Source organism: Streptomyces sp. NPDC047971 (genome assembly GCF_040653355.1).
Taxonomy (GTDB): Bacteria; Actinomycetota; Actinomycetes; order Streptomycetales; family Streptomycetaceae; genus Streptomyces.
On sequence record NZ_JBEZNW010000018.1, the window covers coordinates 88,603 to 109,900 of the forward strand.

Annotated in this window: 20 protein-coding genes; 9 read left to right on the forward strand and 11 right to left on the reverse strand. The window is 72.4% G+C overall.

Annotated features, from left to right (window positions below; all coding sequences use genetic code 11):
• Positions 1–49 precede the first annotated feature (49 nt).
• Both AB0D99_RS18930 and AB0D99_RS18935 read left to right on the forward strand, forming a co-directional pair.
• Positions 50–565 carry a DinB family protein gene (locus AB0D99_RS18930; RefSeq protein ID WP_362362843.1) on the forward strand — a complete coding sequence of 172 codons (516 nt, stop codon included), beginning with the start codon at positions 50–52 and terminating at the stop codon, positions 563–565.
• A 151-nt stretch (positions 566–716) separates the two neighbouring features.
• Entirely contained in the window at positions 717–2,945 is a 2,229-nt protein-coding gene (locus AB0D99_RS18935) for a VCBS repeat-containing protein (RefSeq protein ID WP_362362846.1), read from the forward strand.
• Positions 2,946–3,004: 59 nt separating this feature from the next.
• Here the strand turns inward: AB0D99_RS18935 and AB0D99_RS18940 are convergent, their stop codons facing one another.
• Both AB0D99_RS18940 and AB0D99_RS18945 read right to left on the reverse strand, forming a co-directional pair.
• A complete protein-coding gene (locus AB0D99_RS18940; RefSeq protein ID WP_362362849.1) occupies positions 3,005–3,385 on the reverse strand; it encodes a VOC family protein in 381 nt (126 codons plus the stop codon).
• 268 nt (positions 3,386–3,653) lie between these two features.
• Entirely contained in the window at positions 3,654–4,043 is a 390-nt protein-coding gene (locus AB0D99_RS18945; protein WP_362362852.1) for an SSI family serine proteinase inhibitor, read from the reverse strand.
• Between the two features lie 48 nt (positions 4,044–4,091).
• On the opposite strand from AB0D99_RS18945, the gene AB0D99_RS18950 reads away from it, so the two are divergent.
• Positions 4,092–4,733: an HAD-IA family hydrolase gene (locus tag AB0D99_RS18950; RefSeq protein WP_362362855.1), complete on the forward strand. Its 642-nt coding sequence runs from the start codon at positions 4,092–4,094 to the stop codon at positions 4,731–4,733.
• Positions 4,734–4,827: 94 nt separating this feature from the next.
• Here AB0D99_RS18950 and AB0D99_RS18955 read toward each other — a convergent pair whose 3' ends face one another.
• Both AB0D99_RS18955 and AB0D99_RS18960 read right to left on the reverse strand, forming a co-directional pair.
• The gene (locus tag AB0D99_RS18955; RefSeq protein ID WP_362362858.1) at positions 4,828–5,232 is read right to left on the reverse strand and encodes a Zn-ribbon domain-containing OB-fold protein; all 405 of its coding nucleotides are present in this window, start codon (positions 5,230–5,232) and stop codon (positions 4,828–4,830) included.
• Entirely contained in the window at positions 5,229–5,681 is a 453-nt protein-coding gene (locus AB0D99_RS18960; protein ID WP_362362861.1) for a DoxX family membrane protein, read from the reverse strand. The genes AB0D99_RS18955 and AB0D99_RS18960 overlap by 4 nt, the downstream gene beginning before the upstream one ends.
• Before the next feature lie 202 nt (positions 5,682–5,883).
• On the opposite strand from AB0D99_RS18960, the gene AB0D99_RS18965 reads away from it, so the two are divergent.
• The 3 genes from AB0D99_RS18965 (at position 5,884) to AB0D99_RS18975 (ending at position 10,345) form a co-directional block, all read left to right on the forward strand.
• On the forward strand, positions 5,884–7,053 hold the full coding sequence (locus AB0D99_RS18965; protein WP_362362864.1) for an NAD(P)/FAD-dependent oxidoreductase: 1,170 nt from the start codon (positions 5,884–5,886) through the stop codon (positions 7,051–7,053).
• A gap of 263 nt (positions 7,054–7,316) precedes the next feature.
• Positions 7,317–9,548, forward strand: a complete 2,232-nt coding sequence (locus AB0D99_RS18970) for an acetate--CoA ligase family protein (RefSeq protein WP_362362866.1) — start codon at positions 7,317–7,319, stop codon at positions 9,546–9,548.
• A gap of 5 nt (positions 9,549–9,553) precedes the next feature.
• Positions 9,554–10,345: an enoyl-CoA hydratase-related protein gene (locus AB0D99_RS18975; RefSeq protein ID WP_362363003.1), complete on the forward strand. Its 792-nt coding sequence runs from the start codon at positions 9,554–9,556 to the stop codon at positions 10,343–10,345.
• A gap of 58 nt (positions 10,346–10,403) precedes the next feature.
• Here the strand turns inward: AB0D99_RS18975 and AB0D99_RS18980 are convergent, their stop codons facing one another.
• Positions 10,404–11,039, reverse strand: a complete 636-nt coding sequence (locus tag AB0D99_RS18980) for a hypothetical protein (protein WP_362362869.1) — start codon at positions 11,037–11,039, stop codon at positions 10,404–10,406.
• 243 nt (positions 11,040–11,282) lie between these two features.
• Here AB0D99_RS18980 and AB0D99_RS18985 point away from each other — a divergent pair, with 243 nt between their 5' ends.
• Positions 11,283–11,867 (forward strand): flavin reductase family protein, encoded by a 585-nt coding sequence (locus AB0D99_RS18985; RefSeq protein WP_362363006.1) that lies wholly within the window; start codon positions 11,283–11,285, stop codon positions 11,865–11,867.
• A gap of 65 nt (positions 11,868–11,932) precedes the next feature.
• On the opposite strand, the gene AB0D99_RS18990 is transcribed toward AB0D99_RS18985, so the two are convergent.
• On the reverse strand, positions 11,933–13,246 hold the full coding sequence (locus AB0D99_RS18990; RefSeq protein ID WP_362362872.1) for an MFS transporter: 1,314 nt from the start codon (positions 13,244–13,246) through the stop codon (positions 11,933–11,935).
• Between the two features lie 88 nt (positions 13,247–13,334).
• Positions 13,335–14,546 carry an MFS transporter gene (locus AB0D99_RS18995; RefSeq protein ID WP_362363009.1) on the reverse strand — a complete coding sequence of 404 codons (1,212 nt, stop codon included), beginning with the start codon at positions 14,544–14,546 and terminating at the stop codon, positions 13,335–13,337.
• A 166-nt stretch (positions 14,547–14,712) separates the two neighbouring features.
• On the opposite strand from AB0D99_RS18995, the gene AB0D99_RS19000 reads away from it, so the two are divergent.
• Complete coding sequence (locus AB0D99_RS19000; protein WP_362362875.1) at positions 14,713–15,687, forward strand: helix-turn-helix domain-containing protein; 975 nt, start codon at positions 14,713–14,715, stop codon at positions 15,685–15,687.
• Here AB0D99_RS19000 and AB0D99_RS19005 read toward each other — a convergent pair.
• From AB0D99_RS19005 to AB0D99_RS19015, 3 genes are all read right to left on the reverse strand, one after another.
• Entirely contained in the window at positions 15,635–17,044 is a 1,410-nt protein-coding gene (locus tag AB0D99_RS19005; protein WP_362362878.1) for an MFS transporter, read from the reverse strand. The genes AB0D99_RS19000 and AB0D99_RS19005 overlap by 53 nt on opposite strands.
• Before the next feature lie 40 nt (positions 17,045–17,084).
• A complete protein-coding gene (locus AB0D99_RS19010) occupies positions 17,085–18,140 on the reverse strand; it encodes a Zn-dependent alcohol dehydrogenase (protein ID WP_362362881.1) in 1,056 nt (351 codons plus the stop codon).
• A gap of 82 nt (positions 18,141–18,222) precedes the next feature.
• On the reverse strand, positions 18,223–19,137 hold the full coding sequence (locus tag AB0D99_RS19015; protein WP_362362884.1) for an SDR family oxidoreductase: 915 nt from the start codon (positions 19,135–19,137) through the stop codon (positions 18,223–18,225).
• Between the two features lie 101 nt (positions 19,138–19,238).
• Between AB0D99_RS19015 and AB0D99_RS19020 the strand changes: the two genes are divergently transcribed.
• A complete protein-coding gene (locus AB0D99_RS19020) occupies positions 19,239–20,177 on the forward strand; it encodes a cyclase family protein (RefSeq protein ID WP_362362887.1) in 939 nt (312 codons plus the stop codon).
• A gap of 283 nt (positions 20,178–20,460) precedes the next feature.
• On the opposite strand, the gene AB0D99_RS19025 is transcribed toward AB0D99_RS19020, so the two are convergent.
• Positions 20,461–20,910 carry an ATP-binding protein gene (locus tag AB0D99_RS19025; protein WP_362362890.1) on the reverse strand — a complete coding sequence of 150 codons (450 nt, stop codon included), beginning with the start codon at positions 20,908–20,910 and terminating at the stop codon, positions 20,461–20,463.
• Between the last annotated feature and the right edge of the window lie 388 nt (positions 20,911–21,298).

Consider the following 21,298-nt stretch of genomic DNA (forward strand, 5'->3'; position numbering starts at 1 on the left):
TGGCCCACTGGGTGGAGCACACCGCACCGTCGAGCGAGGAGTGAGTGACATGAGGAGCGCCGATCTGCTGCTGGACGCCTTCGGCCGCGTCCAGGAGGCCGTGCGCGGAGCCGTCGAGGGTCTGTCGGAGGACGAGCTGACGCTACGGATCGACGAGGACGCGAACTCGATCGCCTGGCTGGTCTGGCATCTGACGCGGATCCAGGACGACCACATCGCGGGCGCGTTCGGCACGGAGCAGGTGTGGACGTCGGACGGCTGGAAGGACCGGTTCGGCCTCCCGTTCGGGGCGAGGGCCACGGGTTACGGCCACTCCAGCGCGCAGGTCGCCGAGGTGCGGGTCTCCGCGGAGCTGCTCCTCGGCTACTACGACGCCGTCCACGCCCGGAGCGTGGAACACCTGGGCACGGTGACCGACGCCGACCTCGACCGCGTCGTGGACGACGCCTGGGACCCCCCGGTCACCCTGGGCGTCCGCCTGGTGAGCGTGGTCGCGGAGGACAACCAGCATGCGGGCCAAGCGGCGTACGTACGGGGCGTGGTGGAGCGACGCGAAAGATCGTGACGGGTGTCGGTCGGGGTTGCTATCCTCCGGCCACAGTCCGCGGAAGGCGAAGATCCGGATGGGGGGAACCTCCGGCCGCCGCCGCGCTTTCCGACCGCCGCCCCGCCTCGGGTGAGGTGCGAGCGGTCGCCTCAAGGGGAGGGCCCGTCCGTTGCTCCAGAATTCCCATGCCTTCAGCCGCAGACTCGCCGTCGCGATGGGCGTCACGCTCGCCGTGACCGCCTTGTCGACGGGTGGGGCGGTGGCCGCGCCGCCTGCCTCGGTTCCGGCATCGGCCACCGAGGCGGGGGAAGCGGCGACCTCCGACGTCGCGCCGTTCCCGAGGAACAGCACCATCTTCGGCGCGGGCGCGACGGGCTTCCTGGCGCTCACCAAGACCCGGGCCTCAGGTGACGTGCCCTCCTCCGAGACACGGACCTGGGTTCCGGCGGACGGCTCCGCTCCGAAGGAGTTGAACTGGGCCACCACCAGGATCGAGAGCACCGGGTGGGGAGACACGGTCGCCGCGAGCTGGCTCGACTCCAGAGCCGAGCTCATCGACATGGCGACCGGGGAGACGCTGCTCTCGGTCCCCACCAAGACCGGGCCCAGTTACGCGGGGGCCGCCCGCGACGCCCTGTTCACCTCGGTCGGCGACACGCGGGGGAACAGGCGCCTGTCCATGCACACGGCGGTCGACGGGGTGGCCCAGCCGACCGCCGGTCTTCCGGCGGACCTCACGAGCGTCACGGTCAAGGCCGGCACAGCCGACCACGCCCTGGTGACCTACTACGCCGGCGACCAGGTGAGATCCAAGAAGTACCTGGCCACGCTCGACCTCGCCACCAACACAGTGGCGGAGCACTACGCGTTGCCCTTGACCGTGGAGGGCAACATCGCCATCTCGGCGACGCACCTCGCCTGGGTCGACTACGCGGGGTACAACGCCACAGTGGTGATCGTCGACCGCTCCACGGCCACGGCCCGGCGGATCGCGGTCGGCAGCTCCTCGCGGCACGACGTCGAGGTCGGCCTCGTCGGCGGCTGGGTCACGTACGGCACTCGCAGCGGATCGGTCGACACCAAGCTGAATCCCCTGAACGCGCTGACCGCGCTCAACATCGAGGACGGGGTGACGACCCGAAAACTCCTCGACCACACCACCACGTCCGCCGTCGCACCGGACGGCGCCCAGATCGTCCGTGGTGGCACGGTCGACCAGGGGGAGGGCCTCTACCGGATCGCCCCCGGTGGCGACGGCGTGCCGACCGTCACGCCCGTCGCCTCCACCGGCGAGCCCACCAAGGTCGCCTTGCTCAGCCACAACGTTCCCGCCACGCTCGACCTCGACAAGGACCCGGGGCTGTTCACGTGGCAGTTCTCGCGGGAGAACATCGCAGGCTCGTTCACCCTGCGCCACGTGCGGACCGGCGAGATCGTCGAATACCGGAACCTGTACATGCTGGAGAACGGCGTCCTGCCCTTCAGCTGGACGACCCACCTCGCCGACAAGAGCGCCTACAACGGCGACTACGTCTGGGAGATCACAGCGGATCCGCTGAACTTCATCGGCCCGAGCCTGGTCGTCTCAGGGACGTTCAAGGTCGTCCGCAAGCCCGGCCCGCACGACTACAACGACAACGGCACCCCCGACATACTCCTGCGCGACAACCAAGGGGTGCTGTACCGCGCCGATTCGCGCTACGACGTGTACGACCGCCGACTGGCATTCGACGGGCACACCATGCTGAGCGGCGGCTGGAACGGCTACAACCAGATCGAGGCCGCCGGCGACATCGGCGGAGCCGCCCACGCCGACCTCATCGCCCGCGACACCACGGGCGCGCTCTGGCACTACCTCGGCAACGGCGACGGGACCTTCGCCACCCGGTACAAGATCACCACAGGCTTCGGCGGCTACAACAAGATCGCCGCCGGGAGCGACCTGAACGGCGACGGCAGGGCCGACCTCGTCGCCACCGACACCGCCGGCGCCATGTGGGTCTACAAGGGCACCGGCAACTGGCGCGCCCCGTACACCACGCGCGTCAAGATCAGCACCGGCTGGAACGGCTACAACCAGATCACCGCCACCGGCAACATCGCCGGAGGCGCCGCAGGCGACCTCGTCGCCCGCGACGGCGCCGGAGTCCTCTGGCTCTACCTCGGCAAGGGCGACGGCACCTTCGCCAGTCGCGTCAAGATCGGCGCCGGCTGGGGCGGCTACAGCCACATCGTCGGCGTCGGCGACGCCGACCGGGACGGCCGTCCCGACCTGTTCGCGGCCAACTCCGCCGACAGCAGGACGTACCTGTACAAGGGCACGGGAAGCTGGAGCGCGCCCTTCGCCCAGCGGCAGGAGACCACGTTGTCCGCCAACAGGCCGACCTCGATCGCCTGACCGGACGGCGAAGGCCCCGGGCCGGACGTGGAGTGCACGTCCGGCCCGGGGCCTTCCGCCTACACGTACGGACGAGTGATCAGCTCGATCGCGTGGCCCGCCGGGTCCTTGAAGTAGACGCCCCGGCCGCCGTGTTCGTCGTTGATCTCGCCCGGGCGCCGCATCTGCGGATCGGCCCAGTGCACGACGCCCTGGTCGCACAGCCGCTGGTACGCCCGGTCGAACAGCTCGTCGTCGAGCAGGAAGGCGTAGTGCTGCATCTGGATCTCGATGTGCCCCGGCGGGGTCGCGAACTGGAGGAGCACGCCGTCGGCGAGCTGCACGTTGACGAACGGGCCCCAGGACGGTGCTTCGGGGAGTTCCAGCAGCTCCCGGAAGAACCGGGCCGACTCGGCGCTGTCCTCGGCGGCGATGATGGTGTGGTTGAACGTGACTGACATACGGATGACCTCATGGTGATTCGGCAGGGAGGAAACGGACTCGCGGTGCAGAAGCAGCGCTGGGAGGTCCGCGTGCCGAACCGAGGTGGCGGGGGCGCTCCGACAGCACCCACCGAGCGATCAGCCCACCACCGGGTAGCCGATCCGTGCGTGGCGTCGATGCGCCGGTCCGGTGTTCACGTCGGATGACCTTACTGATCACCGACCGACGACGCAGGTCATTATCGCGTCAGGGGTACGCCGGCCTTTCCGGCCAGGCCGGCGCCGGTCAGAACGCGAAGACGGCGCCCGTCCTCGCGTTCAGCTCGCAGGTGTTCCCGAACTCCTTCTTCCAGACGACCGGGACGCCGTCGAAGGTGCCCTGCGCCTCCGCCACCACCGGCTCGTAGACCATCGGGCACATCACGTCGGCGTCCCCCTTCAGCTTCTCGAAGTCTCCGCGCGCGTCGTTCAGGTCGCCGCACGCGAGCTCTGCCTGCGGGTGGTCTCCCCCGGTGGGGCCGCAGCCGAGAGAGACCTCCTTCACGTCACCGGTCGCACCCGACGTGATCGTCAGGAGGATGCTGGCGGGCGGGGTCGGCGCGGCGCCCGCCGCGCCCGCGAGGCCGAAGCCCGCGACGGTGGCCGTGGCCACGGCGAAAGCAAGGGTGCTCTTCATGCCCCGGCAAACGAGGGCTCCGGTCCGGGGTCACTAAGCTCCACCCGTATGACCAGGAAGTTCATCCTCTTCGACGTGGACGGCACCCTGATGGACGCCGTCGCCAACCAGCGGCGCGTCTGGCACGCCTGGGCGGCGCGGTACGGGCTGGACGGGGAGGAGGTGTACGCGGTCGCGCTCCGCACGCGGCCCGTCGAGACGTTCGCCGCCGTGGCGCCCGGCCACGACCCGGAGGAGTGTCTGGCGCTGCTCCACGCGCTGGAGGACGAGGACGTACGGAACGGTGAGTACGGTGCCTTCGCGGGCGCCGCGGAGCTGCTCGGCGGCCTCCCGCCGGACTCCTGGGCGCTCGTCACCTCCAACTACGAGCACCGCGTGCGGGGTCGATTCGCGCGCACGGGCCTCCCGCTGCCGGGGCTCGTCGTGGACGCCGCCTCCGTGACCGAGGGCAAGCCCTCCCCGGCGCCGTACCTCCTGGCGGCGGAGCGGCTGGGCGCCGCGCCCGCCGACTGCCTGGTGATCGAGGACGCGCCGTCGGGGGTCCGCTCGGGCGTGGCCGCGGGGATGACGGTGTGGACGGTCAACGCGCCGGCGGCGCCGGCGGGGGCGGGCGGGCACCGTCACTTCCCGACCCTGTCCGAGGCCGCTCCCGAGATCCTGGCCTTCGCCCTCTCGGGCTCGTCCGCATAGGGCCGTCCCCCGTTCGGCGACGGTTCGGGGCCGACCGGCCCGCTCCACCGGGTCGTCCACGCGGAGCCCGACGTCGGCCGGCTCCGGCGGAAGGTCACCCCGGTGACGCCCGACCGAAGACGGGGACGGAGACCTCCCCCTCCCTGCGGAACGCGACCTCCAGATCCATGCCGATCCGGAGGTCCGCCTCCGGCACGCCCACCACCTCCGTCATCAGCCTCGGGCCCTCCGCCAGGTCCACCACCGCCGCCACGTAGGGCACCCGGTCGCCGAACGGCGGGAGGTCGTTGCGGTGGACGACCGACCAGGTGTAGAGCGTGGCGCGGCCGCTCGACTCCTCCCATCGGACGTCCTCGCTCCAGCAGTGGGGGCAGAACTCGCGCGGGTAGTGGTGCGCGCGGCCGCAGGCCCCGCAGCGCATGAGGAGGAGGCGGCCCTCGGCGGTCGCGTCCCAGTACGGGCGGGTGAAGGCGTCGATGTCCGGATCGGCGGCCGTCACAGGAACAGTCCGATCGCGTGGTCGAGGGACCAGGTCTGCCAGGACATCGCGAAGAGGGCGACCAGCGAGATCAGCGCCATCATCGCGTTCTGTCCCTGCTCGGCCCAGTCGTGGATCATCAGGACGAGGTAGAGGAGGTTGAGGAGGAGGCCGCCGATCAGGGCAACGGGGGTGAGGAGGCCGAGGATCAGGCCGAGGCCCAGGGCCAGTTCGGCGTAGACGACGACGTACGCCATCGCCTTGGGGCGCGGCGCGACGACCGAGTCGAAGCCCTTCCTCACGAACGGCCACCGGTGCCTGCCGGCGACGTCCGCCGCCCAGGCGATGCCCGTACCGCGCTCGAACCAGCCCTTCTTGTCCTTGTGGCGCCAGCTCTCCAGCCACCACAGGCCGAGGCCGATGCGAAGGACGGCGAGCCACTCGGCGCCGGTGAGCCAGATGGTCTGCATCGGTCGATACCTGCCCCTCCCCGATCCTGATCTGACGGTACGTCAGTTCAGCGGATGTCGCGGCGTCTGCGCAAGACCCCCGCACGACCCCGCCCCACCCCCGCACACCCCACCCAGCTCCCACCCACACGTGACCGTTTCGCAACCGATTCCCCTCTTGACCGAGACCCAACAAGTGAGCATCTCGTTACGCTGAGCATTCATGTCCAACACCCCCCATTCCAGGCCCGACCACCCCGTGTACGTCATCGGCGGCGGACCCGGCGGACTCGCCGTCGCCGCCGCCCTGCGCGCGCAGGGCGTACGGGCCGTCGTCCTGGAGAAGTCCGAGGCGGTCGGCGCCTCCTGGCGGGCGCACTACGACCGTCTGCGGCTGCACACGACCCGCCGCCTCTCGGCGCTCCCCGGCCTGCCGATACCCCGCTCCTTCGGGCGCTGGGTCGCCCGCGCGGACGTCGTGCGGTACCTGGAGAAGTACGCCGAGTTCCACGAGCTGGAGATCGTCACCGGCGTCGAGGTCTCCCGCGTCGAGCGCGTCGGCGAGGACTGGCTGCTGCACGCCACCGGCGGACGGCGGCTGACCGGCCGCGCCGTGGTCGTCGCCACCGGGTACAACCACACCCCCCGGCTGCCCGAGTGGCCGGGGCTCGACGCGTACGGCGGCGAGCTGATCCACGCGAGCGCCTACCGGAACCCGGGTCCGTACGCGGGCAAGGACGTCCTCGTCGTCGGCGCCGGGAACACCGGCGCCGAGATCGCGGCCGATCTCGCGGACGGCGGGGCGGCCCGGGTGCGGCTCGCGATACGCACCGTGCCGCACATCGTGCGGCGCTCCACGGCCGGGTGGCCGGCCCAGCGCACCGGCATCCTGGTGCGGCGACTGCCGGTGCGCCTGGTCGACAAGGCGGGCGAGCTGATGTGCCGCGTCTCCGTCCCGGACCTGTCGGAGCGGGGTCTGCCCCGGCCGGACACCGGGCTCTACTCGCGACAGCGCGAAGGGGCCGTCCCCGTGCAGGACGTGGGCCTGATCGACGCCGTACGGAAGGGGAAGGTGGAGGTCGTCGGCGCGGTCGACGGCTTCGACGGCGACAAGGTCCTCCTCGCGGACGGCTCGGCCGTCACCCCCGACGCCGTGATCGCCGCGACCGGCTACCGGCGCGCCCTGGAACCGCTCGTGGGGCACCTGGGCGTCCTCGACGAGCACGGACGGCCGACGGCTCGGGGCGCACGGAGCCCGCGCGAGGCGGCGGGGCTGTACTTCACCGGGTTCACGAACCCGATCAGCGGCATGCTCCGGGAGCTGGCGATCGACGCGGAGAAGATCGCCCGCGCGATCCACAAGTCGGCGAACAGGGAGAAGACGGCCGGCTGACGCCGGACGGGGCCACGACCGACCGGCAGCGGGTGGGCGCGGGCCGGGCGTCCCGGTCCGGGGTGCCCCTCCCCGCGACGGCCGACGGCCGGAGCGCGCCCGCCCGGGGCGCTCCCGGCACGGCCGTCCCCGCCCCTCCACCCGGCCTCTTCGCTCATTGGCCCTGTCACAGTCATTCCTGACTGAGCGTCAGTTCTGTAATCTGACTAAGTGTCAGGTAACGCGCTGCGGCGATGACGACGAGCGGGAGAGTGGGCGGAACGATGCTTGGATCGACTCACGGCACCTTCACCACCGACCTCCGCGCCCGCGTGGTCGCCTGCGGGGAGCACTCCGGGACGCCCGGGATCGCCGTGCACGGTGTCACCGCGGTGGACGGCGACCGGGACGTGAGCGGGCGGCCGCTGCACGTCCCCGTGCCCGACCTCGACCGGTTCTTCCGGCCCGGGTCCGTCGCCGTCGTGGGGGCGTCCGACGCCGAGGGGCGGCCCAACACCGGCATCACGCGGCAGCTCATCGCCTGGGCCGAGCGGGTCGGCGCCCGGCTCGTGCCCGTGCACCCGACCCGTACGAGCGTCTTCGGGATCGACTGCGTCCCCTCCGTCGGCGCGCTCGACGAGCCCGTCGACCTCGCCGTCCTGCTCGTCGCCGACCCGCTGCCGGTCATCGAGGAACTGGCCGAGGCCAAGGTGCGGTTCGCCGTCGCCTTCGCCTCCGGCTTCGCCGAGACCGGCGACGAGGGCGCCGCGGCCCAGGAGCGTCTCACCGACGCCGTACGGCGCTCCGGGATCCGTCTGCTGGGGCCGAACACCAACCTCAACGCCTTCGAGCGCTTCCGCGACGACCTCGACGGGCCGGCGATCGCGCTCATCACGCAGTCGGGCCACCAGGGGCGGCCCGTGCACACCCTCCAGGAACTGGGCGTACGGCTCTCCCACTGGGCGCCCACCGGCAACGAGGCCGACCTGGAGACCGCCGACTTCATCTCGTACTTCGCGACCCGGCCCGAGGTGGGGGCCATCGCCTGCTACGTCGAGGGACTCAAGGACGGGCGCTCCTTCCTCCTCGCCGCCGACCGCGCCGCCCGCGAAGGCGTGCCGGTCGTCGCGGTGAAGGTCGGACGGACCGAGACCGGGGCGCGGACGGCCGCCTCGCACACCGGCAAACTCACCGGCGCGGACCAGGTCGTCGACGCGGCGATGCGGCAGTTCGGAGTCATCCGGGTCGACGGGCTCGACGAACTCCAGGACACCGCCGCCCTGCTGGCGCGGGCCCGCAAACCGGTCGCGGACGGGGTCGTCGTCTACTCGATCTCCGGCGGCACCGGCGCGCACTTCTCCGACCTCGCCACGGCCGCCGGGCTGCGGCTGCCGACGCTCCCGCAGGCCAAGCAGGACGAGCTGCACCAGTGGATACCGCCGTACCTGAACGTCGCCAACCCGGTCGACAACGGCGGCCATCCGGTGGGCGACTGGCGCGGGCGGAAGATCATCGACGCGATCCTCGCCGACCCGTCCGTCGGGGTGCTGATCTGCCCCATCACGGGCCCCTTCCCGCCGATGAGCGACAAGCTCGCGCAGGACCTGGTCGACGCGGCCGAGGCCACCGACAAGCTGGTGTGCGTGGTGTGGGGATCGCCGGTGGGGACGGAGGCCGCCTACCGCGAGACCCTGCTCGGGTCCTCGCGCGTCGCCACCTTCCGTACGTTCTCCAACTGCATCGGGGCCGTGCGCTCCTATCTCGACCACCACCGCTTCACCACCGCCTACCGCTCCCCCTTCGACGAGGCCCCGCGCACCCCGTCCCCCTCCTTCCGCAAGGCGCAGGCCCTGATGCGGCCGGGCCGGCAGCTGAGCGAGCACGCGGCGAAGCAGCTGCTGCGGGCCTACGGGATCCGGGTGCCGCGCGAGCAGTTGGTGACGAGCGCCGCGGCGGCCGTCCGGGCCGCCGGGCTCGTGGGCTACCCGGTGGTGATGAAGGCGTCCGGGGCCCAGCTGGCGCACAAGACGGAGCTGGGTCTGGTGAAGGTCGGGCTGACGTCCGCCAGTCAGGTGCGGGACGCGTACCGAGAGCTCACCGACATCGCCCGCTACGAGGGCGTCGACCTCGACGGGATCCTGGTCTGCCAGATGGTGGGGCGCGGGGTCGAGATGGTGGTGGGCGTGACCCGCGACCCGCTCTTCGGGCCGACGGTCACGGTGGGCCTGGGGGGCGTGCTGGTCGAGGTCCTGAACGACGCGGCGGTGCGTGTGCCGCCCTTCGGGGAGGACCAGGCCAGGGACATGCTCGGCGAACTGCGCGGGCAGGCCCTGCTGAGGGGCGTGCGGGGCGCTCCGCCGGCCGACGTGGACGCGCTGGTGGAGGTCGTGCTGCGGGTGCAGCGGATGGCCCTGGAGCTGGACGACGACCTCGCCGAACTGGACATCAACCCGTTGATGGTGCTGCCGCGGGGGCAGGGCGCGGTGGCGCTCGACGCGCTCGCGGTCTGCCGATAGGAGCCCTGGTGGACGACCTGCTGCACTCCGTCGGGAACGGCGTCTCGTGGATCACGCTCAACCGGCCCGAGGCGATGAACGCGGTGACCTGGGACCAGCGTGAGCGGATCATCACGCTCCTCGGGGAGGCAACGGCCGACCCGGGGGTACGGGCGGTGGTGCTGACGGCGACCGGGCGGGGCTTCTGCGCGGGCGCGGACCTGCGAGGGGCCCCGGCCGCGGCCGGCGAGCGGGTGGCGGGGGATGTGGCGCGGACGATCCGGCTCGGCGCGCAGCGGTTCATCGGGGCGGTCATGGACTGCGAGAAGCCGGTGATCGCGGCGGTGAACGGGACGGCGGCGGGGATCGGGGCCCATCTGGCGTTCGCCTGCGACCTCGTGCTGGCGGCGGAGCCGGCGCGGTTCATCGAGGTGTTCGTACGCCGGGGACTGGTGCCGGACGGGGGCGGGGCGTACCTGCTGCCCCGGCTGATCGGCCCGCAGCGCGCGAAGGAGCTGATGTTCTTCGGCGACGCGGTGACGGCTCAGGAGGCCCGGGAGCTGGGCCTGGTGAACCGGGTGGTTCCGGCGGAGGAGCTGGAGAAGACCGCCCGCGAATGGGCCGAGCGGCTGGCGCAGGGCCCGACGCGGGCGCTGGCGCTCACCAAGCAGCTGGTGAACGCCTCGCTGGACGTGGACCGTTCCGCCGCCTTCGCGGCGGAGGCCGCGGCGCAGGAGATCAACATGACGACCCGGGACGCCAACGAGGGCGTGGCGAGCTTCGTGGAACGGCGGACGGCTCGGTACGAGGGGCGTTGAGACCCCCGTACCGAGGGCCGCCGAGCCGCACGAGGGTCAGGGCGCGGTCAGGGCGCGGTCAGGGCGCGGTCAGGCTGAACTTCTGCCCGGTGGTGTTGGTGGCGCCAGGGCTGTTGATGTTGTTGTTGGTGCTGATGTTGTTGAACATCGGCAGGACGCCGTTGAGGTTGACGGGGAGGATCGACAGGAGGCCCCCGTTCCCGTCGTCGTCGCAGTCCCCGCCGGTGACGGTCGTGGGGTCACTCGCGCTGGCCGAGGCGCTGGTCTCGTCGTCCACCACGGTCGCGGTGTTGGTCAGGCTGCAGGGAGCGTCGTCGGCAACCGAGACGGACACGTCGATGGAGTAGCCCTCGGAGACGCCGATCGGGTCGCTTTTGCACGTGACCGTCGTATCGTCCCAGGTGCAGCCGACCGCTACCGTGTTCGCGCCGATGTTCACGAGGCTGATCTGGAGCCCTGGCGGCAATGTGTCCACCAAAGTCGTCGCGTTGCTCTCCTCGTCGCCGCCGTTGGTGATCGTGATCCGGTAGGTGCCCGCCCCACCCCGGGCGAAGTCGCCCGTGTGGGTCTTCGTGACCTCCAACACCGCCGCCGCGTGGGCGGGGGTGACCCCGAAGGCGAACGGCAGTCCGAGGCCGAGCCCCAGGACGGTGCCGACGGCCGACATCCGGTGCCTGAGCGTGTGCGTGACCATGTACGTCTCCTGTCGTGTGAGGGTCCGTCGCGACCTGCTCGGACTGCTCGGCAGCGGCACGGTCACCGGACTCCGGCACGTCGGCAACGCACCGGGTGAGGAGGCGATTACGGGCGCCTCGACCACTTCACCCGATCGCCATGGCCCGGTACCCGCCATGCGGCGGACGGGCCGACCTCGCCGCACGGCTTCCCATCTGACGAACCGTCACCTTCAATGGGGGGTGTGATGGGACATGCTGGGATGGCGGCCACCGCCGTCCGATACCTCAGGTCGGCCGGATCCCCCACGGCCGTCGAACCACTCCTCGGGCCCCGCCTCCGCGCGGTACGGGAGGACGAGCGGCTGCCCGTCGACCCGGCCGAGTTCCGGCGCGTCCTCGGGCACTTCGCGAGCGGTGTCACCGTGGTGACCGCCCCCGGCCCCGACGGCCCTGCCGGCTTCGCCTGCCAGTCCTTCGCCTCGCTCTCCCTCGACCCGCCCCTGGTGGCCTTCATGGTCGCCCGTACGTCGACCACCTGGCCCCGCATCGCCCACGCCGGCGCCTTCTGCGTCAACATCCTCGGCGCGGACCAGGGGGAGCTGTGCCTTGGGTTCGCGAGGAGCGGGGCCGACAAGTTCGCGGGCGTGGGGTACGACGACGCCCCGGTGACGGGCTCGCCGCGCCTCGCCGGGGCCCCGGCCTGGGTCGACTGCACGGTCGCCACGGTCCACACGGGCGGCGACCACCTCATCGTCGTCGGCCGGGTGGAGGCCCTCGGCACCCGCGACGAGGACGGCGAACCGCTGCTCTTCCACCGGGGCCGGTTCGGCCGCTTCAGCGGCTAGGCGACCTGGACCGGCCGGTTCAGCCGCTTCAGCGGCTAGGCGACCTGGACCGGCCGGTTCAGCGGCTAGGCGACCTCAACCGGGGAGGCCGGTTCGCGGCGGCGGATCACCAGGGCCATCAGCGCCGCCGCCGCGCACAGGGCGCCCGAGGCGTACCAGACGACGTCGTAGGAGCCGAAGACGTCCCGCGCCGCGCCGCCCGCGAAGGCGACCACCGCCGCGCCCACCTGGTGGGAGGCGAGGACCCAGCCGAAGACGATCGCGCTGTCCTCGCCGTAGTGCTCACGGCACAGGGCGATCGTCGGCGGGACCGTGGCCACCCAGTCCAGACCGTAGAAGACGATGAACAGGACCATCGGCGGGTGCACGGACGGCGCCAGGAGCACGGGCAGGAAGAGCAGCGAGATCCCGCGCAGCGCGTAGTAGACGGCGAGCAGGCGGCGGGCTTCGAACCGGTCGGTGAACCAGCCGGAGGCGATCGTGCCGACGACGTCGAAGACCCCGATGACGGCGAGCAGCGAGGCCGCCGCGGTGACGGGCATCCCGTGGTCGTGGGCGGCGGGCACGAAGTGGGTCCTGACCAGACCGTTCGTCGAGGCGCCGCAGATGGCGAAGGTGCCGGCCAGGAGCCAGAACGGCCCGGTCCGGGCCGCCTTGAGGAGGACCGTCACGGCCCGCCGGGCCGCGCCGGTGACCGGCACGGGCTTCGGCGCGAACGTGCCGCCGTACGGGGCGAGGCCCACGTCCGCCGGGTGGTCGCGCAGCAGCAGCCAGACGAAGGGGACGATCACGAGGGCGGAGAGGGCGACGGTCACCGCGCCCGGGCGCCAGCCGTGGTTCTCGACCAGCCAGGACAGCAGGGGCAGGAAGACCAGCTGGCCCGAGGCGCCGGCCGCCGTGAGGACGCCGGTGACGAGACCGCGCCGGGCGACGAACCAGCGGTTCGTCACCGTCGCCGCGAACGCCAGGGCCATCGTGCCGCTGCCGAGACCGACGAGGACTCCCCAGTACAGGACGAGCTGCCAGGACGCGGTCATCCAGACGGTCAGCAGGGACCCGAGCGCGATCACGCTCAGCGCGACGGCGACGACCCGGCGGATGCCGAACCGGTCCATCAGGGCCGCGGCGAACGGCGCCGTGAGGCCGTACAGCGCGAGGTTCACCGACACCGCGAAGCCGATCGTGCCGCGCGACCAGTCGAACTCGCCGTGCAGCGGCTCGATCAGCAGGCCCGGCAGCGAGGCGAAGCCCGCGGCGCCGATGATCGTGACGAAGGTGACCGCCGCGACGAACCAGGCGCGGTGGACACGGGGAGTACGCGTCGGCTTCTCGCCGACGGTCGCGGGGGTCTCGGTTGTCTGGGTCACGTCACACAGCATCGTGACCGGACTCCGCGCCCACCACTGGCCCGGATGACAGCTTTGACAAGGATCGGGCCACGGTCCGCCCTCCGAGCCGTCCACGGGGCTACGCCCGGGGCAGCGTCCTGATCGGCCGGACCACCACCAGGGCCACCACCACCAGCACCGCGAACCCGGCACCCGCCAGCAGGACCTCCTCCGTGCCGACGACCTCCGCCACCGGACCCGCCAGCGCCCGGCCCGCGGCCATCATCAGGAGCGAGCCGGCCACCTCGTACGCGTGCATCCGGTTGAGCGCGTCCTGGGGCACGTGCGTCTGCACCGACGTCGACCACATCACCAGCCAGAAGGCGAACGCCGCCCCGCCCAGGAACTGCCCCGCCCCGAGCAGCGCGACGGGCGCCCCCGAGGCCAGCAGGACGAGGTTCACCGGGAGACCGAGCAGGGCGACCGCGCCCGCCGCGAGCGGACGGCGGGGCCGCAGCCGCAGGGCGAGCAGCCCGCCGGCCGCGTTGCCGGCGCCGGCGACCGCCATCAGCACGCCGTACGTCGCCGAGCCGTGGTCCCCGGTCACCAGGGTCGCCGTCAACGGGACCATCGGCCCCGCGACCGTGAACCCGTACACCGTCCAGATCGCGATCACGCCCCACAGCCAGGTGCGCGCGGTGAACTCCCGCCAGCCCACGACCATCTCGGCCCGCAGCGAGCCGCGCCGCACCGAGTCGAACGGGGTCGACGGCAGCCGCGTCAGGGTGAGACAGACCGCGCTGACGGCGAAGGTCGCGCCGTTGAGGCCGAACGCGGCCGCCGCGCCGCCCGTGAGCGCGACGAGCACTCCGGCGGCGGCCGGGCCGGCCATCGTCATCAGCGACTCGACGACCCGCAGCACGGCGTTGGCGCGCTGCACGTCGGGGGCGATGCGCGGGATCGTCGAGGCGACGCCGGGCTGGAAGAGCGCGGCGCCGATGCCGCTGACGGCGCTGAGGGCGTACACCGCCCACAGGGGCGGGCCGCCGAGGCCGAAGGAGACGGCGAGGACCGCCGCGCCGGGCAGGCGCACCAGATCGGCGAGGATCATCATCCGACGGGCGGTGAACCGGTCCGCGAGAACCCCGCCGACGACGACGAACAGGGCGAAGGGCCCGATCCAGGCGCCGAGCGCGTAGCCGACGGAGGAACCGGGGTGCCCGGCGCCGAGCAGACCGGCGGCGAGGGCGACGGGCACCATGCCCTCGCCGAAGACCGCGGCGGCCCGGGCCACGAAGAAGAGCCGGAAGTTACGGTTCCAGAGCGCCGGAGCCCCGCTGGGTCCGGGAATGCGCTCAGGGCCCCCGGACTTGTACGGGTACCGCTCCGCACGTCCGTCCGCGGGTGCGTCCACCTGTCCGTCCGCCGTCACGTCCGCTCGCCCGTCCGCCTGCTTGTCCGTCGTCACGGATCCGACTTCTAGCAGCAAGTGGTCTGGACCACAAAGGGGATTTCTCGTGCCGCACCGCATCGCCGTCCTCGCCCTGCCCGGCCTCCTCCCCTTCGAGCTGGGCATTCCCCACCGGATCTTCGGCCGCGCCAAGGACGCCGGGGGTCGGCCGCTGTACGAGATCGTGACCTGCGCCCCGGTACCCGGCCCTGTCCCGACGGACGCGGACTTCGCCGTGTACGTGGAGAACGGCCCGGAGGCGCTCGCGACGGCGGACACCGTCGTCGTCCCCGCCTCGTACGAACTCGGTCCCGTCCACGACGAGGGCCGGCTGACCGACGAACTGGCGGCCACCCTCGCCCACATCCGGCCGGGGACCCGGCTCGTGTCCATCTGCACCGGCGGGTACGTGCTCGCCGCCGCCGGCTACCTCGACGGGCGGCCGGCCACCACGCACTGGGCCTCGGCCGCGCACTTCCAGCGGCTGTTCCCGAAGGTACGGGTCGACGCGGACGTGCTGTTCGTCGACGACGGGGACGTGCTGACCTCGGCGGGCGTGGCCGCCGGGCTCGACCTGTGCCTGCACATCGTGCGCCGTGACCACGGGAGCGCCGTCGCCAACGAGGTGGCCCGCAGGACCGTCGTACCGCCGCACCGGGACGGCGGGCAGGCCCAGTACATCGCCCGCCCGCTCCCGGAGGCGGGGACGGCGACGACGACCTCGGCGCGGGCCTGGGCGCTGACCCATCTGCACGAGCCGATCCAGCTGCGGGACCTGGCGGTACGGGAGGCGATGAGCGTACGGACGTTCACGCGCCGCTTCCGTGAGGAGGTCGGCATCAGCCCCGGCCAGTGGCTGACCCGGCAGCGCGTCGAACGCGCCCGCCACCTCCTGGAGTCCACGGACCTGCCGGTCGACCAGGTCGCGAGGGACGCGGGCTTCGGCACGCCCCAGTCGCTGCGGTCCCACCTCCAGACGGCGATCGGCGTCACCCCGACGACGTACCGGCGGACGTTCCGGACGGGGGCGGCGGCGAGCTAGCCGGCCGGGCGGACGGATCGGCACCGTCACCGGTAGCGGCGCTGCGACGGATGCCGTCACCGCCACTGGCACCGGCGGCCCCACGGACCCCGTCACCGTCACCGCCACCGCCACCGGCGGCCCCACGGACACCGTCACCGCCACCGGCCGGGCCGCCCTCCGGCGCCTCCGCCGCACGCCACGCGCCCCGGCGCACCCGGCGCCACTCGCCCACCACGCCGATCGCGGTCAGGAGCAGCGTGAGGGCGACGCCCCAGAGGATCGCCGTGGACGGTGCGACGACCTTCAGCAGGCCGCCGGCCAGGGTGCCGCTCGCCGCGTAACCGGCGCCGACGGCCGCGTACATCACGGAGTACCCGGCGGCCAGGGCCTCCGGCGGCAGCATCCGGCGGAGGGCCAGGTTGCGGGTGAGCATCGCCGGGGCCTGCAGCAGTCCGGCGAGGACGAGGGCGGTGGCGATGGCGCCCGTCCAGGGCAGCACGGCGACGAGCACGACGCCCGTCGAGACGCCCAGGATCAGGAGCGCGCTCTGCACGGGCAGCGACCCGGGCCAGCCGCCGCGCAGCCCGTAGACGAACGCGCCGACCGCCGAGCCGATCGAGAATCCGGCGAGCAGGGGCCCCGCCCAGCCGATCCCGATCGCCCGCTGCTCCAGGAGGGCCGGGAGGATCAGCTCGGCGAGGGCGAGCAGGGTCAGGCTCGCCGCGCCCGTGACGTAGACGGGCCAGGCCCGCACGAGGACGCGGCGCATCGGCTCGCCGCCGGAGCCCTTCGCCTCGACCCGCCATCCGGCGGGCAGGGCCCACAGCCCGGCGACGGAGGCCGCCATCAACCCGCCCTGGAGCAGGAGCGGTACGCCGGGTCCGACGCCGAGGGCGAGGCCGGTCGCGAGGGCGGGGGCGGCGGCCCAGATCCCGAAGGTGAGGACGGACTCCAGGGAGAGAGCCTGGGTGACGGCCTTCTCCGGCACCATGCCGGTCAGCAGGGCGCGCAGGCCGCCCGGCGCGGCGGCGGGGCCCGCGCCCGCGAGGAAGGCGAGGGCGCCGAGGACGACGGGGTGGACGGTCCCGGCGAGCCCGAGGCCGAGGCCGGTGAAGGCGAGCGCTCCGACCACGAGCCCGACGGCGAGGTGCGGTCTGGCCCGTTCGGCGTCGAGGCGGATGCCGAGGACCGGGGCGGCGACGATCTCGCCGAGGACGTACGCGGCGGCCAGGACGGCTCCCAGGGTGTAGCCGCCGGGCAGTTCACGCACCAGGAACACGAGCGCGAGCGGCGCCATGGCGACCGGCATCCTGGCGGCGACGGCGACGGCCGACCAGACGAGGACGGGACGGGTGACGAGGTCGCGGTATGCCATGACCATGACCGTATCCGCGGCCTCGCGGCCACGCCTCCCGTTAGAAGGTCAGCACCCCCCGTGCCACCTTGCCCTGCTCGGCGTCCTCCGTCGCCCGTGCGAACTCCTCCACCGGGTACGTGGCGGTGACGAGTTCGTCGAGCAGGAGGCGGCCCTCGCGGTAGAGCTCGGCGTAGAGGGCGATGTCCTTCTGCGGACGCGAGGAGCCGTAGCGGCAACCGAGGATGGACTTGTCGAGGAACATCGCCGCGGGCGGGAAGCTCGCCTCCGCGGTGGGCGCGGTCATGCCGAGGAGGATCGCCTGGCCGTGCCGGTCCAGGAGGTCGATCGCCTGCCTGACCAGGCCGACGTGACCGACGCACTCGAAGACGTGGTCGGCGCCGGTGGGGAGGATGTCGCGGACGGACGCGGCCGAGTCGAGGAAGTGCGTGGCGCCGAAACGACGGGCCGTCTCCTCCTTGGCGGGGTTGGTGTCGACGGCCACGATCGTGAGCGCGCCGGCTATCCGCGCGCCCTGGATGACGTTGAGCCCGATGCCGCCGGTGCCGATGACGACCACGGTCTCGCCGCGGTCGACCCTGGCACGGTTGAGGACGGCCCCGACGCCGGTGAGGACTCCGCAGCCCATGAGGGCGGCGGAGGTGAGCGGGATGTCCGAGGGGATCTTCACGGCCTGAACGGCCCTGACGACGGTCCGCTCGGCGAAGGAGGAGTTGGAGGCGAACTGGTAGAGCGCCTGGCCGGAACCGCTGCGGGAGAAAGGCTGCTTGGGCATCCCGATGGCCTTGCGGCACATGGTGGGCCGGCCACGGTCGCAGTCGGCACAGGCTCCGCAGTTGGCGAGCGTGGAGAGCGCGACGTGATCCCCGGGGACGACATGGGTGACCCCCGGGCCGACGGCCTCGACGACTCCGGCGCCTTCGTGTCCGAGGACGACGGGGGCCGGGAAGGGGATCGTGCCGTCGATGACGGCGAGATCGCTGTGGCAGAGCCCGGCGGCGGCGACGCGCACGAGCACGTCCCCGGGACCGGGATCCCGAACCTCCAGATCGTGCACGACCTGGACCTGCTTGCCGTCGTAGACGACGCCTCTCATGTGCGTGCTCCTTCTGTCCGTCGCGCGGTCGGGGGCGAACCTCGTCGTACGGGGGCGCCCGGAGCGGACACCCCCGGCGCGGTCAGCCGTTCGGCCGGGCGCCCTCCGCCGCGGCCTTCGCCATCTCCTCCAGGCGCGCCAGCATCGGCATCGGGTCCACGCCCACCGTCCCCGGCAGGAAGTCCGCGATGCGCTCCGGGGTCCAGGCGCCGCCCTCCGCGTACCCCGACCGCAGCTCCCGCGGCTGCGCCCAGACCGCGATCTTGGGGCCCGCGATCGTGTACACCTGGCCCGTGATCCTCTCCGCGCGCGCCCGCTCCGAGAGCAGGTAGACCACCAGCGCCGCCACGTCCTCCGGCTCGCCGATCTCCTTCAGCTCCATCGGGACGTTCGCCGACATCCGCGTCCGCGCCACCGGCGCCACCGCGTTCGCCGTCACCCCGTACTTGTGCAGGCCCAGCGCGGCCGACCGCACCAGCGAGATGATCCCGCCCTTGGCCGCCGAGTAGTTCGCCTGTGCCACGGATCCCTGGTGGTTGCCGCTCGTGAAGCCGATCAGCGTCCCCGTGCCCTGCTTCCGCATCACCGCGGACGCCGCGCGGAAGACCGTGAACGTCCCCTTCAGATGGGTCGCGACGACCGGGTCCCATTCCTCCTCGGACATGTTGAAGAGCATCCGCTCCCGCAGGATGCCCGCCACGCACACGACCCCGTCGATCCGCCCGTACTCCGCCAGGGCCACGTCCACGATCCGCTGGCCGCCCGCCATCGTCGAGATGTCGTCGGCGACGGCGACCGCCGAACCGCCCGCCGCCTCGATCTCCTTCACCACCGACAGCGCGACCTCCGACGTGGGCTCCCCGCCCTCGATGGAGACGCCGTAGTCGTTGACGACGACCTTCGCCCCCTCGGCCGCGCACGCGAGGGCGACCGCGCGCCCGATGCCCCGCCCCGCGCCCGTCACGGCGACGACCTTGCCTGCCAAGAAGTTCCCCACGCCCGGCCCCTTCCCGCATTTTCTGACGGTCCGTTAGATTCGTTCGTCGACAGGATTCTACGGTCCGTCAGATACCGGAAAACAAGACCCTGGAGGCCCCGATGTCAGTTCCCTCGCAGCTTCCCGTCGAGTTCCACGACATCGCCAAGCGCGTCAACAACTGGGGGCGTTGGGGGCGGGACGACGAGATCGGGACCCTCAACCTGATCACCGACGAGGTCGTGCGGGACGCCGTCGCGACCGTCCGCTCGGGCCGGCGCGTCCCCCTCGCCCTCGACCTGCGGCAGGACGGCGTCCAGACGGGCATGATCCCGGGCCGGGTCAACCCCTTGCACGTCATGGTCCAGGTCAACCAGGAGCTCTTCGGTCCCGGCACGGTCGCCACCAGCGACGACGCGGTGACCTTCGGCCTCCAGGCCGCCACCCACTGGGACGCCCTCACCCACGTCTCGCACTCGGGCAAGATCTACAACGGCCGCCCCGCCACCACGATCACCCCGCACGGCCGGTCCGAGTTCAGCGGCATCCACACCGCCCGCCACATCGTCGGCCGGGGCGTCCTGCTCGACGTGGCCGCCGCGAAGGGACTGGACCGGCTGCCCGGCGACCACGCCGTGACCCCCGAAGACCTCGACGAGGCGGCGGAATTCGGCCGCGTCACCGTCCGGGCCGGCGACATCGTCCTCGTACGGACCGGACAGATACGGCAGTACCTCGCCGGGGACAAGCATGCCTACGCGTTCCCCTCCCCCGGCCTCTCCCTCCGGACGCCGGAGTGGTTCCACGCCCGCGATGTCGCCGCCGTCGCCAACGACACGCTCACCTTCGAGATCTTCCCGCCCGAGATCGAGAACCTCTGGCTGCCCGTCCACGCCCTCGACCTCGTCGAGATGGGGATGCTCCAGGGGCAGAACTGGAATCTGGAGGACCTGTCCACAGCCTGTGCACAGAGCGGGCGGTACGCGTTCCTGCTCTCCGCGATGCCCGAGCCCTTCGTGGGCGGTACGGGCACACCCGTGGCTCCGGTGGCGATCCTCTGAACCGGCGGCGCTCCGAGGGCCGACGGAATCCGGAGGACCGGCGGGATCCGGAGAACCGGCGGGATCCGGAGAACCGGCGGGATCCGGAGAACCGGCAGGCTCGGGACGGCCTGCGGGGTCGCGGTGGTCGTACGCGGGTGGCGGCGCTCGCGCGCGCCCCGAGCACGGCACGGCCGCCGCCACCCTGGACACGACCCGCACTCGTCGAGGGCGGCGTGATGCGCCCTCGTCGTCCCCTCACGTCGAATCGCTCACCCCAGGGTGAACAAAACGCCACGAACCGTCAACAGTGCACCGAGGCCGCCGGGGTGGCGACCGAGGGCTCCTTGGGCGCCCCACGGTCCACCTCGCACCAGATGCTCTTGCCGACGCCCTCACGCTGCCAGCCCCACCGGTCGGCCAGACCGTCCACCAGCTCCAGGCCGCGTCCGTTGGTGTCCTCGCCCTGCGCGTGGCGCGGCATCGGCGGCCGGTCGCTCGTGTCGGCGACCTCCACCCGCACGGTTCCGGCCTCCGGACAGCCCGCGCCGAACAGCATCCTCAGCACGGCGGGACAGCCCGTGTGCACCACGGCGTTGGTCACGAGTTCGGAGATGAGCAGCACCAGCGTCTCGGCCAGCGGCTCGTCATCCCCTATGCCCGATCCGGCGAGCCTCGAACGCGCCCATCGCCGAGCGCGTCCCACCTCTGCCGGGTCCGGCCCGACCTCCAACTGAACCTGAAGCACCTGCACCGCTCACACCATCCGAACCGGCGGACACATCGCCTCGCGCCTCACAGCCATCGACGTCCTCACGGACCGTGATTCCCCTGTGAGACAGCATGGTTGACGTACAGTCACCGCAACAAGCGCTTCGGGCATATTCCAGCGCGAAGGAGTACGCATGGTCCATACTGTGCGACGCACGCTGCGGGGAGTCGAACAGGAGGGCGCCCAGCGCCTCCACGGGGTACGAGCGGCGGGCATCGCCCGATCCGGAGCCGCCGCATCGGCGGCACCGGGTCGATCCGGGTCCACAAGCACTCGCATCCCACGGAGCGTACCGGAGCGGGAGCCCGACTCCGGGCCGTGACGGACCGGCCGAAGGACACAACCCGATATCGACGCTCCGTGAACGTCC